Source organism: Marinobacter confluentis, from assembly GCF_004785685.1.
Classification (GTDB): Bacteria; Pseudomonadota; Gammaproteobacteria; order Pseudomonadales; family Oleiphilaceae; genus Marinobacter; species Marinobacter confluentis.
In genome coordinates this window covers 679,747-693,975 of record NZ_SRPF01000001.1, presented here as the reverse complement: position 1 = coordinate 693,975, position 14,229 = coordinate 679,747, and the positions used below count along the sequence as shown (strand labels likewise).

Sequence of the window (14,229 nt, the reverse complement as noted above, 5' to 3'; positions counted from 1 at the left end):
CAGAAAGTCATGGTTCTGCAGCAAATACTAACACAATCCCGGCTTTTTGCTGCGGGAGACAAAAGTCTTAAACCCGCGTTTTCTCCCACTGCCGGTCCAGGCGTTTTACCGACACCGGCATGGCGGTGCCCAATTGTTGTGCAAAGAAAGACACCCGGAATTCTTCCAGCATCCAGCGGTAAACCACCAGTTCCGGGTCGCGAACGCCCTGGCGTTGCTGCTGCTCCCGCTTTGTTGCATAACGCGCCCATAAAGGCTCAATGGTGTGCAGGAATTCCCGCTCCCGGCCCATTTCCCGGCGCATCTTCTCGAAGCGGATACCGGCGGCCTCGAAATACCGCCCAAAACAGGCCAGCCATTCCGACGGCGTTTCCACCAGAAAGCCCGGATACACCAGGTTCTGCATCTGGAACTTCAGGTCTGCCAGGCTATTGGCCACGGCAAGGTCAATCTTGCCCTTCAGCTGCTTCATCACCGCGTGGTAACCGGCCATGGCCTGATGCAGGCGTGCATCGGCGGCTTCCAGCGCCGGAATATAGTCGCCGCGCCGGCTTTCAAAGCACTGGCGGAACGCCGATTCAGACCGGGGTAGCGAATCACTGAGAAAATGTTCTATCGCCGTGGATACCAGCAGGTCATCCAATAGCACCCGGGACTGGCCAACCGGGGCAAACATCAGCGCCGAATCCTTGAACCGGCGCAGCTTGCGCTCCAGCCCTTCCAGGGTATTCCCGAAACGGATCAGCATCAGACGCGCCACCGCTTTGCGGGTCGAATCCTCTGCGGTCAGCGGATCCAGGCACTGGATCTGACGGACAGAATCGCCAAGGTCTTCCAGGGCCGGGTAAACCGTGACCTCCATGCCGCCCTTCTGTGTGGTGACTGAGTGGGCCAGATCGCCAAAATTCCATTCGGTGACCGGCTTCTCGCTGGGCTTTTGGCGCTCGCTGGTGGTTGCCTGGGAAAGTGCATCCTGGGCACGGCTCTCCAGCTCGCTCTGCAGATTTTCGGTTTCCCGGCCCTCGGCAATCGGTTTACCGGCATCGTCCACCACCCGCAGGTTCATCCGTAGATGGTTGGGCAGATCGGATTCAGACCAGGCATCCGGCGGAATCCGCACGCCGGTCATTTTCCTCAGCTGTTCCGCCAGCTGCAGGGTCAGGGGTTCGTTGGATGGCTGCAGGTTTTCCACGGCGGCATCAACAAAATCCGGAACCGGTACGAAATTTCGGCGCAGGGCCTTGGGCAGCCCTTTGACCAGTGCAATGCACTTTTCCCGCAGCAGGCCGGGAACCAGCCACTCCAGGCGCCGGGCCGGTAGCTGCTTCAGAGCCATGATCGGCGCCTGCAGGGTCACCCCGTCCCGCTCGCTGGTTGGCTCAAATTCATAGCTCAAGGGGTATTTAACCCCCTCCCATTCCAGAAAATCCGGATAGAGGGCGCCCGCCTGTTCATCCACGGGCCGCTGCAGAATGTCTGATTCGGTCAGCTCCAGGGATTTCAGGGTTTCGGCGTCCAGCTGTTTCCACCAGCGCTCAAAATGCGAACCGCTGACAATGTCATCGGGCAGGCGCTTATCGTAAAACTCCACCAGGGTTTCATCATCCACCAGCAGGTCCCGGCGGCGGGTCTTTTTCTCAAGATCTTCAACCGATTCCAGCAACTCCCGGTTGCGGGCAATAAAGGGCGCTCTGGACTGGTAATCCCCGTCCACCAGCGCACGGCGGATGAACAGATTTCGGCATTCCGCCGGGTCAACCTTGCTGTAGGGGATGCGGCGGCTGGGTACAATATCCAGGCCGTACAGGGTGACCTTTTCGTAGCCCATGACCTGAGCCCGTTTCTGCTCCCAGTGGGGCTCGAAAAAGTGGTGTTTCACCACGTGCCCCGCCAGTGGTTCGATCCACTCCGGCTCGATTTTCGCCACCATGCGGGCAAACACCCGGCTGGTCTCAACAATTTCGGCGGCGACAATCCATTTCGGGGAGGATTTGGAGACTTTGGAGCCGGGAAAGATCAGCACCTTGCGATTTCGCGTCGCCAGGTACTCTTTCTTCTCGATCTTGACCGCCACCTGGCCCAACAGGCCCGACACGATGGCCTTATGCACAGCGGCATAACTGGCGGTTTCCGGATTCAGTTTCAGCTTCTGCTGTTTGCAGATCAGCGTTAGCTGACGGTGAATGTCCCGCCATTCCCGCATACGCATCCAGGACAGGAACGTCTTCTGGCATACCTTCTTGAGCTGATTCTGGGACAGCTCCTGGCGCTGCTCCTCAAAGAAATTCCAGATATTCAGCAGCGTCAGGAAATCCGACTCTTTATCATTGAAAGGCGCGTGGGCCTGATCCGCCGCCTGCTGTTTTTCCTGAGGCCGCTCGCGAGGGTCCTGAACGCTCAGCCCTGCAATCACCACCAGGGTTTCCGCCAGGCTGCCCTGCTCGGACGACGTCACCAGCATTCGCGCCAGACGCGGGTCCAGCGGCAGCCTGGCCATGGTCCGCCCCAGCTTCGTAACCCGGCGCTTGCCGTCCACGGCGCTGAGTTCTTCCAGCAGCTTGTAGCCATCGTTAATCATGCGACGATCCGGCGCTTCCAGGAACGGAAAACGTCGAATCTCCCCCAGACCGGACGTGGTCATCTGCAGAATGACCGACGCCAGATTGGTGCGCAGGATCTCAGGGTCCGTGTATTCCGGCCGGTTCAGAAAATCGGTTTCATCATACAGACGGAAGCAGATACCGGGGGCAACCCGGCCACAACGCCCTGCCCGCTGGTTGGCGCTGGCCTGGGAGACGGGCTCAATGGGAAGGCGCTGGATTTTAGAGCGCACACTGTAGCGGCTGATGCGGGCCATGCCGGTATCGATCACATAGCGGATACCCGGTACCGTCAGCGAGGTTTCCGCCACGTTGGTGGACAGCACAATACGCCGGCCCGGGTGGCTCTGGAATATCCGGTTCTGCTCCTGGTTGCTCAGCCGCGAATACAGCGGCAACACTTCGGTGTGGCGCAGTTCCGCATGTCGCAGCGCCTTGCTCAGGCCGCGGATCTCCCGCTCACCGGGCAGGAAGATCAGCACATCGCCGGGCGGTTTTTTCTCGGACCTTTCGTGCTGTTCAATTTCTTCCAGGGCCTGAAGCACCCCATCGCTCCAACCCTGGTCCCGATCTTCGTCGTCCCCGGCCAGGGGGCGATAGCGAACGTCGACGGGAAACGTCCGGCCACTGACCTCAATCACCGGCGCATCACCGAAAAACTCGCTGAAACGCTCTACCTCAATGGTGGCCGAGGTGATGATCACTTTCAGGTCGGGCCGTTTGGGCAAAAGCTGTTTCAGATAGCCCAGCAGGAAATCAATGTTCAGGCTGCGCTCATGGGCCTCATCGATAATGATGGTGTCGTAGCGCTTGAGAAACCGGTCGTGCTGGACCTCAGACAGCAGAATGCCGTCGGTCATCACCTTCAGGCGCGACTGGTCGGAGGTGGTATCTGTGAAGCGGATCTGGTAGCCCACCTGTTCGCCAGTGCGCTCACCCAGCTCTTCGGCAATCCGCGCGGCAACCGTGCGGGCGGCGATACGGCGGGGTTGGGTGTGGCCAATCAGCCCCTGGATACCGCGACCCATATCCAGGCAGATCTTGGGAATCTGGGTGGTCTTACCGGAGCCAGTCTCGCCCGCGATAATGACCACCTGATGGTCCTCTATTGCCTTCCGAATATCCCCGACACGCTCGGAAACCGGCAGGGATTCCGGAAAAGTAACCGGCTTCTGCTGGGCTTCCCGCAGCCGGATTCTGTCATCGGCGCGGGATGGTCTGGCGTGTTTCTCTGAAGAGGCTTCGGTCATCAGTCTTTCTGGTCTTGCATAAGTGGTGGATAAATGAAAAACCCCGCCTGAGCGGGGTCTTCTGAGCTTCATCGGCGATCAGGGATCAGGCGTTGGCTTCGTCCCGAAGCTCACGGCGAAGGATCTTGCCAACGTTGGTCTTCGGCAGCTCGTCACGGAAGACAAACGACTTGGGCACTTTATAGGCCGTCAGTCGCTCGCGACAGAATTCCTTCAGCTCATTCTCGCTGACACCTTCCGGTGTTGCCACCAGGTATACCTTCACGGCTTCACCGCTCTTGGCATCCGGCACACCGACTGCCGCACATTCAATCACGTTCGGATGACCGGTTACCACATCTTCAATCTCGTTTGGATATACGTTGAAGCCAGACACAATGATCATGTCTTTCTTGCGATCAACAATCCGGATGTAGCCGTCTTCCTGAATCAGGGCAACGTCGCCAGTCTGGAGGTAGCCATCATCGGTGAAGGACTTCTGGGTGTCCTCAGGGCGCTGCCAGTAACCGCGCATCACCTGCGGCCCCTTGACGCAAAGCTCGCCAGGCTCACCAATTGGAGTCTCATTGCCGTCCTCATCAATGGTCTTGACCAGGGTATCGGCAATGGGCAGGCCAATGGTGCCCAGCTGGATCGCCACACTCGGGTTGAAAGTCACCACCGGCGAGGTTTCCGTCATGCCGTAGCCTTCGCTGATTTCGCAGCCGGTTACCCGCTGCCACATCTTGGCGGTATCACTGGTCAGGGCCATGCCGCCGGACGAGGTCAGCTTCAGGCTGCTGAAGTCCAGCCCCTGAAATTCCTCGTTGTTGCAGAGCGCCACAAACAGTGTGTTCAGGCCCAGGAAGGCAGTGAATTTGTGATTCTTCAGTTCTTTCACAAAGCCGGGGATATCACGGGGGTTCGGAATCAGCACGTTGTGGGCGCCGGCTTCCAGCATGATGCCGCAGTTCAGGGTGAAGGAATAAATGTGATACAGCGGCAGCGGCGCAATCACGATTTCCTTACCTTCCTGGATGGAGTCACCCATCATCGGCCGGGCCTGAAGCAGGTTGGCTACCAGGTTGCCATGGGTCAGCATGGCGCCCTTGGCAACGCCGGTGGTGCCGCCGGTGTACTGCAGTACGGCAATGTCGTCCTGCTTGCTTTCAACCGGGGTGAATTTTTCCTTGCTACCTTCACTCAGAACCGCAGGCAGTTTATGCGCCTGGGGCAGGCTGTAGGCCGGTACCATTTTCTTCAAGTGCTTGACCGCAGCGTTCATCAGCGTGCGCTTGAGCGGTGAATGCATATCGGCCAGTTCGGTCACGATCACATGCTCAATGCCGGTCTGCGGCAGAACTTTTTCAACGTTGTAGGCCATGTTGGCCAGAACCACAATCGCTTTTGCACCAGAGTCGTTGAACTGGTGCTCCATTTCACGGGTGGTATAGAGCGGGTTGGTGTTGACCACAATCAGGCCGGCGCGCATGGCACCGAAAACCACCACCGGATACTGGGAGACGTTGGGCATCTGAACGGCAATGCGGTCGCCGGGCTTCAGGTCCGTGCGGTTCTGCAGCCAGGCCGCGAAGTTGCGGCTCTGGGTGTCCAGATCCCGGTAGGTCAGGGTTGCACCCACAGCACTGAATGCTGGCTTGTCCGCGAATTTCTTGACAGCCTGGTCGAACACATCAACCATGCTTTTGTATTTGTTCAGATCGATATGACGGGGGACACCAGCGGGGTACTTGTCCTGATAGAACTGCTCAAAATCCATCACAATCTCCTGTTCGGCATTTTTGATTGTTGTCCTAAGCCTGTGTTTCTTATTTTGAAAAAAAGCAAGAAGACGAACGTATAAGCGTTAAAAAATCCGACAGAGAATAGCAGTTTTGTGAACGATGAGGTAGTTTTCAGGCTAAAGCGAAGTCCCCGGAAAAACAAATCAGACCCAGCGGAGCGGACGATGAGTGACTCTCTCGATATTCTGGAAAATATCACCTACGACGAACTTCAGGAGGGTGATTCGGCAACCTACGTACGGACTCTGACCGAGGATGAACTGGTGTTGTTTGCGGCTGTCTCCGGTGACGTTAACCCGGTCCACCTTGATTCCGAGTTTGCCGCGGAATCCATCTTCCGGGAGCGGATTGCCCACGGTATGTGGAGCGGCTCCCTGATTTCCGCTGCCCTGGCCACCGTGATGCCAGGCCCCGGTACCATCTACCTCGAGCAGAGCCTGGCGTTCAAAAGGCCGGTCAAGCTCGACGATACCCTGACCGTCAACCTGAAGGTCACCAGCAAGGACCGGAAAAACCGCGTTACCCTTGCCTGCGACGTTCGCAACCAGAACGGTGAACAGGTGGTTTCCGGTGACGCCAAAGTCATCGCGCCCACCCAGAAACTGTCCTTCCACAAGCCGCAACTGCCTAGAATTACGATTGACCGATAACGCGCTTTCAACCCGGTAAAAACTCCAGCGGGAAATTCAGTTCCCGCTGATCGACATCCGCAGCCCCGAAATTGAACAGGCGTACACGCATGGCGATGCGCTGTTCCAACTCCGGATGATCCAGTTCTGATTCAACAACCTCGCAGCGGGACACAGAGCCGTCCGGCTCAATCACCAGTTTCAGCAGAATCTTGCCATGCAGCAACGGATCTTTTCGCTGTTCACGGCCCACCATGGCATTCAGGGACGTCTTGTTGGCGTCAAACACCTGCCGGATATTGCCCATCGAGCGGGTTGAAGGCCCGGAATCGGCGACCTGGGGCTGGGGCGCCGGCGCCGATGCCTTTTCCTCCGCGACGTCCACCTGCCGGACGTTATGATCCGCCACCGCCACTTCCCGCGTCATGCCCTGCTCCTGTTCAACGCCGCCGCTTCCGGCAAGTGCCTGTGAAGGATCAGGGTCGGCAGGTTCAGCTGCAGACGCTGCCTCATTGGAATTCACGTTGGCACTCAGGGTCTCCACAGGCTTGGTGGAAGAGCTTCGCATGCTGGCCAGGGTGTCTTTCATCGCCAGCAACCCGGAGCGGGAGGCCTTTTCCCGGGCTTTTTCGATCGTCTGTTCCCGCGTCTGTTCCGGCGTCGGAGCCGGTTCCGCAGGTTCTGGAGTTTTCACAATTTCCGGGGTCGGTTCTTCCGCAGGTTCAGGTTGCCTCGGCTCCGGTTCAGGCTCGGGCTTTGGTTCCGGCTCGGGAACGGCTGCAATTTCCGGCTCTGGCGGTTTCCGCTGCTCAATCAGTCGGGCCAGTTGTGGCGGAATTTCTTCGGCCTCACTGCGCTCCGGTTCCGGCAGGTTCCATGCCGGTATCATCAGCGCGGGTGGCAGGAACACAGCCACCATCAGCGCCAGTGCCAGATAGAAACGCTGGCTCTCCCCCCGCTCTTTTCCCCAGGGCAATCCCTGTATCCTGCGATCGGGTTCAGCCACTGGCCACCTCCGGAGCAGACTCAACTGCAAGGCGAACCTGCCGGTAATTTTCATCCACACAGGTCTGCATGATTTTTCGCAGCAACCGGTAGTCGGTTTCCTTTCCGGCCATGATCGTCACCTCAAATCCGTTTTCCGGCATGACGCCTCCCCGTTCCCGGCGATAGGCCAACTCCTCAGCCAGCCCGCCAATGGTGGTGTCGCCGGTCTCGATACCTTCCGTTCGAGCCACTTCCCGCCCCTGAACCAGAATTGCCTTCCCAATCACCTGCACGATCAGGGTTTCGTCCGCCTGCTTTTTGGCGGTGGATTGCGGCAGCGGTACGTCGGCAGTGTTCTGCATCACCTTCACATCGGACGAATTCACCATCAGGAAAAACACCAGAATGGTAAAAATATCCATCAGCGATACCAGGTTCAGGCCACCAGCCCGGTGCATCCGGCTGTAATGCCGGCGCATTCGGTGAGCGCGACGGGACTCTTTCATGCGCCCTCCTTCTGACCCTTGAGGCCGGCCAATACCCGATTCTCCGCCGCATCAGACAGTGACACGTCCGGAAACAGCTCGCCTTCAACCACGCTGGCCGCTACAACCGCCGGGTAGGAGCGCAGGGTGTCCATGGTTTTCACCAGGGTCTGGTAGCCGACGTCAGGGCTGACTTCCAGAACGATGTCAGTCTTGTCCGGCAGGCGTTTCTTGATCTGCCTGAGGGTGTGCCTTAGCTCCTCGTAATTCTGTTGTCCTTCTCTCAGCGGCAGGCTTCTGATCACACCCCGCTTGCTGTCAATCACTTCAATGCCCTGGGGAACCAGCGTCACCACCAGTTGAAGTTCATCCGCGTCCGGCGCCTGACCCGCTTCCATGCCAGGGAAGTTCAGCTCGATCATGCGGATCTGGCTGAACACCATGCCCAGCAGAAGCACCGGCACCAGCACAATCATCAGATTCATGAATGGCGTGATGTCCAGTTCCGCACTGGAGGTGAGCTTCCGGTGTTTACGCCTCATGCCGCGACTGGCTCCGACTTCTCCGAAATGATATTGAGCAGCTTCACACCCGCCATTTCAAAGGTGTCGACAATCTCGTTGGTACGGGTCTGAAGAACGGCGTGAAACATCAGCAGCGGAATCGCCGACATCAGGCCGAAGGCGGTGGTATTCATAGCCACCGAAATACTTTCCGAAAGCAGCGATGCCTTCTGTGAAGGATCAGCCGCCGCTACCGCCGTGAACGCGGCAATCAGACCGATAATGGTGCCCAACAGGCCCAACAGGGTTGCGACATTGGCCAGGGTAGCCAGGTATTGGGTGCGCTTTTCCAGGCGGGGAAGCACCTCCATCAGCCCCTCTTCCATGGCGTATTCGATGTCCTCACGGCGATGGTTATTCAGCAACCGGCCAATACCGGCACTCATAATGTCGGAGATGGCGCTGTCGGAGGCGCTGGCTGCTTTCATGGCGCGCCGATAATCCCGTTTACGCAGCAGCGGCAGAATGCCCTTTTCAAACGCCAGCCGGTTCCGGCGGCGAACCCCGGACAGGTAGATAAAACGCTCCAGGGTAATGGCCAGGCCAAGGGCCAGCACAATGGCGATGGGGTACATGAATGCACCACCTTCCTGAAAAAAACGGGCGACAGTTTCCAGCATGATCAGACTCCGGGTGCTAGCGCAGGGTGTTCGACGAATCCAGGTCAGGATTCAGCGATTGTTGAAAGTTCTGGTGGCGCTCGAAGACCAGTGGGTCCACAGGCTCGAGCAGTTCCGCAGCGTTGGTGGCCAGGCCCTCGCGGTCCCGCCTGGGCAGGGTTGGTGGCTGCCACGGCAGAATGTAGACAATGCCAGGGTTGTCCTCGCTGGACACCGTACTGATGCCTTCAACCGTCAGCGAAACGGTTTCCTGGGCGGCCGACATTGCCGGAACCATTAGGGCAATGGCCGCGAAAGCGGCTCGAAGACAGCAGGCGAACCCGGTAAAACCCATCATCAGTCAAGCCTCCGTTCCAGATCCGCGATCCAGCCGGCAACGAGCTGGCCCTCGGCCTCCTGATCGGTTTCCGCGGTCAGTGCCCGATATCTTCGGTAATGGGCCAGCGCCAGTTCCAGATCCAGCAGATAGAGTTCGGCGATAACCGCGAGGTTGTAGTGCAGCTCTGCGGTTTCCGGTGAATGCTCAATACCCTTCTGAAGCAGCGTGACCGCCTCCCGGAACTGGCCTTTCTCCCGCAACAGCAGCGCCAGGTTGTTGGCTGAAACGGCATCTTTCGGGTCAAGATCAAAAGCGGTGCGATAGGCCGCCAGGGCCGCATCTTTATGCCCCTGTTTCAGGGCCATCGACGCCTTTTCAGCTTCCCTTGCGGCCTCCTGAGCGGCCTGTTGTTCCTGCTCCGGCGTGGTTTCAGCCCCGGACGGCGCGGGCGGGCTTGCAGCGCACCCCACAAGGATCAGGCAAAACAGGCCCAGAATCAGATTACGCGTCATCGTCGGACTCCTCGCTTGGCTTTTCACTCAGGCTCATCCAGCGCACCGAGCGGGCATAGCGGCCAGGGAACAGTTCCGCCAGCACCTGCAGGCTCTGCTCAACCCACTGGTCAAAAACCCCCTCTGCCAGTCGCTGGTGGTTGCGCTCATGCAGGGTGATGGCCCGCTCTTCAAACGGATAGGCTTCTTCTTCCAGCAGCATCTGGTACTGCATGGTTTCCATCTCGTTGAGCTCCGGCGGCGCCTCTGACGCCATCAGATCAGCCGCCAGGCGCCGGAAGAGCTCGGCCTTTTCAAAGGTGGCGCGGGACACGACACCCTGCCCGCCAAATGTCCGGGCCTGGTCATAGCGGTTTCCGGCGGCGTCCAGCAGGCGTTGCTTGCGGGCGAGTGAATCGGCCAGCGGCGCCCGTAGCTCTACCGCAGCAAAACGGTTGGCCTGAATGTCGCCCAGCTGCAGCGCTGCCTGCCCCGCCCAGTTCAATGTTTCAGGTGAGTGCCAGTCGCTTTCCAGTTCAGCGGTGACCAGTTGCTCCCGCAGGGCGGTGGCGGAAACATCCGATTCAATCAACCGCTGCCGGAAGGTCTGGTTCATCACATGGGCTCTGGCATCCGTGGGCTTGATCGCAGCATCGCCCTGCCCCAGATAGCTCAGGTAGATCTTATTGCGTTTGTCCTCAGCGCCGGCCTGGTGGTAAAGCTCTGCCGCCCGAAGCTGCTTTTCCATCAATGGACTGGCGGCCATCAATTCATCCGCTGCCCGCACCGGCTGTTGCGAAGACACGTAGGCCAGCACCAGCTTTTCGCTGACAGAGGCGGTTAGCGGATGTGCCGGATAGTCCTGACGGAAACGGGACAGCTCATTCACCGCCGCCAGCCAACGCTCGGCTTTCAGCAGTGTGTTTGCCGCATCAAATCGGCCCTTGATGGCAATGTCCGAGCCCGGCAGCACGCTGTCGATACGCTGGAAGTGGGCCACCGCGATGTCGGTCCGGGCCTCAGCGGCAGCCTGTTCACCCTGCCGGTAAATGCTCGTGGCCAGTTGGCGTTTCAGCCCCATTGCCTCCTTTGGCGCCACCCCGGTAACCTGGCCGGAAGTCATCAGCCCCAGGGCTTTGCGCCAGGCGTTTTCTGCAAGCCGATAGTTCTCACCCAAGACCTGGGTTTCACCCAGTGCAAGCAGAGCGCTGTAGGTGACTGCCGGGGTGGCTTCAGGGTGATTTATCGCCATCTCCGCAAACTGGCGGGCGCGCTCATGCTCGCTCTGCGCCAGCAGGCGGTTCGCCAGATCAGAGCTCAACTCAGGAATTCTTGGATCGTCCGGAAACCTGGCCGACCATTTTTCGCTGGCATCAGCGAGCTGGCCAAGGGACGTACCGAGGGAATTCCGGCCATCGACGGCATCACGCTCAAGCACCAGCGCCGCCCAGCCTGCGTCGTCGGCATCTGGGTAGCCCGGCGCCTGATAGGCCGCCTGGCGGAAAGCAGCCAGCGCGGATCTGGCCTCGCCCGCCTGTAACCAGGCATCGCCAGCCAGGCGCAGGGTTTCCCCGGGGCTGTCCTGGCGGGTCGCAAGCTGGCTGTAATAGTTGGCGGCGGAGGTAAACCTGGCTTTGCGCTCGGCCCTGCTTGCGGTCTCGCCCTGATCGTAGTGATAGTCACCCAGGGTCTTTGCATATTCCAGCCAGCGCTGCTGATCAGCTCTGTTCAGGGCCGTATACCGGTCCTGCTTGCTGAATGCTGCAACATAATCAGCGCGGGCCTCCCGGACGCGGTTGTTTTGCCCCGCCATCCGCCAGACCTGCACTGACTGTGCATAGAAAGCCGGTACCCCGGGGTGAGTACTGTGGCGCGCAATGAAGGCACGGTGCACCGCCACGCTGTTCGTGTATTGGCCACGGGATGCATACAGGTCAGCCAGCCGATCGTAGAGCAGGTCACTGAAGCCGGCAGTCACTCCTTCCTTTGCGTCGGTTCTTTCCGCGTCGTCGGACCACTCGGCAATGGATTCTATTCCCCTGGCCTCGGCTGCCATCAACGCAATCACCCGGAAGGTATCTTCAACCAGTTCAGCATCAGACCTGGGTACCCGGGTAAACCCGCTGGTCTGGCCGCTCAGGCCATCCAGCACCGTCAGGAAAGTCACTGCCGCCCGGCGCCAGGCCGCAGGGCCCTGCTTGTACTGGCTCCAGCCCAGCATATAGCGGGCCTTGGTTTTCAGGGAGTCACCGCCATCTCCGGAAATCAGGCGGCTGTATTCGGCTTCTGCTTCGGCATAGCGCCCGCGGGAAAACGCCGATTCAGCAATCCGGAACCGGGCCTCGGGCACCAGCTCAGACCCCGGATAAAGGCCAACCAGCTGTTTCAGCCGGGCGGTGGATTCTTCCATCTGACCCACGAAAGCATGGGCTTTGGCCATCTGGTAGATCAGCTCGTCAAGCTTGCCGTAATAGGAGCCTTTATTGAGAATCGCCTCATAACTAGAAATCGCCTCACGGTAGATACGCTGCTCTTCGTCCTGGCTGATGGCGATGTTCTGGTCCGTCAGCCGCTGGATGTTGGACAGTCGCGCAAGCGCATCAATTCTGACGTCCGGCTCGTCAGCATTGTCGAACAGTTTCTGATAGCGCCTTGCCACTTCTACCGGCGAGATCGCGGGCATTGGCTGGGTTTTGAATTCCAGGAACACCGGGCGCATATCGCCAATGGTTTCGCCATCCCGGCCCAGTTCAACCCGGAAAGATTCCTGGCCCAGCGCAACGTTAACCGCCAGCAGGCCGGTGATCAGTGTCAGTATCAGGTGCCATGAAGAATCATTCAGCCTGCTCATGGAGCCCCCTGCTTCAGATTCTGAAGGGCCAGGTATTCATAGAGGTGGGCAATCTGCTGCTCGGCTTTTTCAAGGGCCGTGACCATGCGGTCGGCCTCAGCGTTAACATAGGCCAGCACCCGCCTGTCCAGATCAGCATTGGCGCTGTCCAGGGCCTGGCGCGCCCGTTGGCGATTCTGCCTCAGTGAAACAAGCGCCTTTTCAATTCGGCCAGAAAGACGACGGAGCGTCTGATCCCGTTGCGCCAGCCGGGGACCAAACAGGTTTGCCGAGTCTTTGACATCAGCAAGTGTCAGGGCCAGTTGGTCAAGCCTTTTTGCCTCGGGTGAGCCCGCACTGGCAGCGTCTTTCGCCCCGGAAATCCGCTTCAGCGTGGCTTCGAACCTGTCCCGGAAGGCATCGGAAATGCCTGCCTGGCCGGAGCTCTCTTTCAATCGCTCACTCAGAACCCCCTGAAACACCGTCAGAGTGCGCTCCTGCTGGGCCATCCGGTCCAGCTGGGTTTCCAGGGTGCTGACCCGACCAACAGCGGCCTGGGCATCGGCATTTTCCATAAACCTCAGCAGGTAGGCGCTGCGGGGCTGGGTCAGCATCCGGCTGTCGGCCAGAAACCATTCCGTCTGGGTTTCACCGGCGCCGGACACCAGCGCCTCAAAGGCGCCTTTGTCGCGAACCAGGTCTGCCAGTTTCCGCAATGTGACCCGTTCGCTTTCGTAGGAAGCACTGGCCGCCAGATAGGCCTCACCCGCCTGACCCAGATACCCCGTCAGGTCGTACCCCCGGCCTGTCCCCAACCACGCCTCGGCAACACCGGCAAATGCCAGCGGGTATTTCTTTGCCCGGTGCCAGGACTGCATGGCATCCCGCTGATTGCCTTTTGCAGACAGCGCCAGGCCATGGAGATAAAGACCCTGGGGTGTGCTGTAGCTTTCCAGTGCTACCTTCTCCAGAAAACTGATGGCCTTGTCGTAATCCCCCGCTTCATAGGCCAGAAGACCTGCCCTCACCAGAAGCCGCGCTTTCAGGGCTTCACCGCGCCGCCTGTCCGGGTCTTCCTCGGCCATTGCCAGGGCAACCCGAAGGGAAATCAGAGCACGGGAAGGATTCAGGTCACGCTTGCCGTAGTCCGCCGCTATGTTCATGTAACCAAGGGCCGCCCAGTAACCGGGGTCCATGGTAGCCAGTATCTGACCTGCCCGTTCCGGCCGGTCACCAGTGCGGGCCATGTCGGCGAGTTGATACAGCGCCCGCTGACGGATTTCCCCATGGCCCTTTTCCGAGGCAAGCGTCAACAGGCGTTCGGTTTCGGCGGGGTTGTCTTCGATCAGGTCAGACCTCAGCAGCGCCGCCTCGCCCCGGTAGTAATCGCCATCAATCAGCCGGTCCAGCAGTTCGACAGCCTGGCTCTGGCGGCCGGTATTGATAAGCGCCCGGGCGCGAACCAGCGATTCAGCTTCGGATTCCGGGGTCTGTGTGTACCAGAGTGCTTCCGCAGATTGCCCATTGTGTTCGGCAAAACGGGCGATACCCAGGTCCAGATCGGGATGGCCGGTCTGTGCCAGCACGCTCGAATGACTGATCAAAGCCAGGACCAGCGCGAAACAGCGGGTGGGGTTTAACTTGCGAATCCATTCCTGCACGGCAAAGCCT

11 protein-coding genes are annotated in these 14,229 nt (G+C 59.3%); 1 reads left to right on the top strand and 10 read right to left on the bottom strand.

Annotated elements, in window-relative coordinates:
* Positions 1-67: 67 nt before the first annotated feature.
* Positions 68-3,850 (bottom strand): ATP-dependent RNA helicase HrpA, encoded by a 3,783-nt coding sequence (gene hrpA / locus E5Q11_RS03225; protein ID WP_225314956.1) that lies wholly within the window; start codon positions 3,848-3,850, stop codon positions 68-70.
* Between the two features lie 85 nt (positions 3,851-3,935).
* Positions 3,936-5,609, bottom strand: coding sequence for an AMP-binding protein (locus E5Q11_RS03220; RefSeq protein WP_135801941.1), 1,674 nt, complete (start codon positions 5,607-5,609; stop codon positions 3,936-3,938).
* Positions 5,610-5,798: 189 nt separating this feature from the next.
* On the opposite strand from E5Q11_RS03220, the gene E5Q11_RS03215 reads away from it, so the two are divergent.
* Positions 5,799-6,284 (top strand): MaoC/PaaZ C-terminal domain-containing protein, encoded by a 486-nt coding sequence (locus E5Q11_RS03215; protein ID WP_135801940.1) that lies wholly within the window; start codon positions 5,799-5,801, stop codon positions 6,282-6,284.
* A 7-nt stretch (positions 6,285-6,291) separates the two neighbouring features.
* On the opposite strand, the gene E5Q11_RS03210 is transcribed toward E5Q11_RS03215, so the two are convergent.
* Genes E5Q11_RS03210 through E5Q11_RS03175 form a run of 8 tightly spaced genes read right to left on the bottom strand, consistent with a single transcriptional unit; the run spans position 6,292 to position 14,219 of the window.
* Entirely contained in the window at positions 6,292-7,269 is a 978-nt protein-coding gene (locus E5Q11_RS03210; protein ID WP_225314957.1) for an AgmX/PglI C-terminal domain-containing protein, read from the bottom strand.
* A complete protein-coding gene (locus tag E5Q11_RS03205; RefSeq protein ID WP_135801939.1) occupies positions 7,262-7,756 on the bottom strand; it encodes an ExbD/TolR family protein in 495 nt (164 codons plus the stop codon). The genes E5Q11_RS03210 and E5Q11_RS03205 overlap by 8 nt, the downstream gene beginning before the upstream one ends.
* Entirely contained in the window at positions 7,753-8,277 is a 525-nt protein-coding gene (locus tag E5Q11_RS03200) for an ExbD/TolR family protein (RefSeq protein ID WP_135801938.1), read from the bottom strand. The genes E5Q11_RS03205 and E5Q11_RS03200 overlap by 4 nt, the downstream gene beginning before the upstream one ends.
* A complete protein-coding gene (locus tag E5Q11_RS03195; RefSeq protein WP_135801937.1) occupies positions 8,274-8,918 on the bottom strand; it encodes a MotA/TolQ/ExbB proton channel family protein in 645 nt (214 codons plus the stop codon). Before E5Q11_RS03195 ends, E5Q11_RS03200 begins: the two co-directional genes overlap by 4 nt.
* A gap of 16 nt (positions 8,919-8,934) precedes the next feature.
* On the bottom strand, positions 8,935-9,255 hold the full coding sequence (locus E5Q11_RS03190; protein WP_135801936.1) for a hypothetical protein: 321 nt from the start codon (positions 9,253-9,255) through the stop codon (positions 8,935-8,937).
* A complete protein-coding gene (locus E5Q11_RS03185) occupies positions 9,255-9,749 on the bottom strand; it encodes a tetratricopeptide repeat protein (RefSeq protein ID WP_135801935.1) in 495 nt (164 codons plus the stop codon). The genes E5Q11_RS03190 and E5Q11_RS03185 overlap by 1 nt, the downstream gene beginning before the upstream one ends.
* Positions 9,739-12,579, bottom strand: a complete 2,841-nt coding sequence (locus tag E5Q11_RS03180; RefSeq protein WP_135801934.1) for an outer membrane protein assembly factor BamD — start codon at positions 12,577-12,579, stop codon at positions 9,739-9,741. Before E5Q11_RS03180 ends, E5Q11_RS03185 begins: the two co-directional genes overlap by 11 nt.
* On the bottom strand, positions 12,576-14,219 hold the full coding sequence (locus tag E5Q11_RS03175; protein WP_135801933.1) for a tetratricopeptide repeat protein: 1,644 nt from the start codon (positions 14,217-14,219) through the stop codon (positions 12,576-12,578). The genes E5Q11_RS03180 and E5Q11_RS03175 overlap by 4 nt, the downstream gene beginning before the upstream one ends.
* Between the last annotated feature and the right edge of the window lie 10 nt (positions 14,220-14,229).

Bases quoted from the DNA above. Each gene is read 5' to 3' on its own strand.
- E5Q11_RS03195 (WP_135801937.1), bottom strand. From the start codon at position 8,918: ATGCTGGAAACTGTCGCCCGTTTTTTTCAGGAAGGTGGTGCATTCATG.
- E5Q11_RS03185 (WP_135801935.1), bottom strand. From the start codon at position 9,749: ATGACGCGTAATCTGATTCTGGGCCTGTTTTGCCTGATCCTTGTGGGG.
- E5Q11_RS03215 (WP_135801940.1), top strand. From the start codon at position 5,799: ATGAGTGACTCTCTCGATATTCTGGAAAATATCACCTACGACGAACTT.
- E5Q11_RS03180 (WP_135801934.1), bottom strand. From the start codon at position 12,579: ATGAGCAGGCTGAATGATTCTTCATGGCACCTGATACTGACACTGATC.
- E5Q11_RS03205 (WP_135801939.1), bottom strand. From the start codon at position 7,756: ATGAAAGAGTCCCGTCGCGCTCACCGAATGCGCCGGCATTACAGCCGG.
- hrpA (WP_225314956.1), bottom strand. From the start codon at position 3,850: ATGACCGAAGCCTCTTCAGAGAAACACGCCAGACCATCCCGCGCCGAT.
- E5Q11_RS03200 (WP_135801938.1), bottom strand. From the start codon at position 8,277: ATGAGGCGTAAACACCGGAAGCTCACCTCCAGTGCGGAACTGGACATC.
- E5Q11_RS03190 (WP_135801936.1), bottom strand. From the start codon at position 9,255: ATGATGGGTTTTACCGGGTTCGCCTGCTGTCTTCGAGCCGCTTTCGCG.
- E5Q11_RS03220 (WP_135801941.1), bottom strand. From the start codon at position 5,609: ATGGATTTTGAGCAGTTCTATCAGGACAAGTACCCCGCTGGTGTCCCC.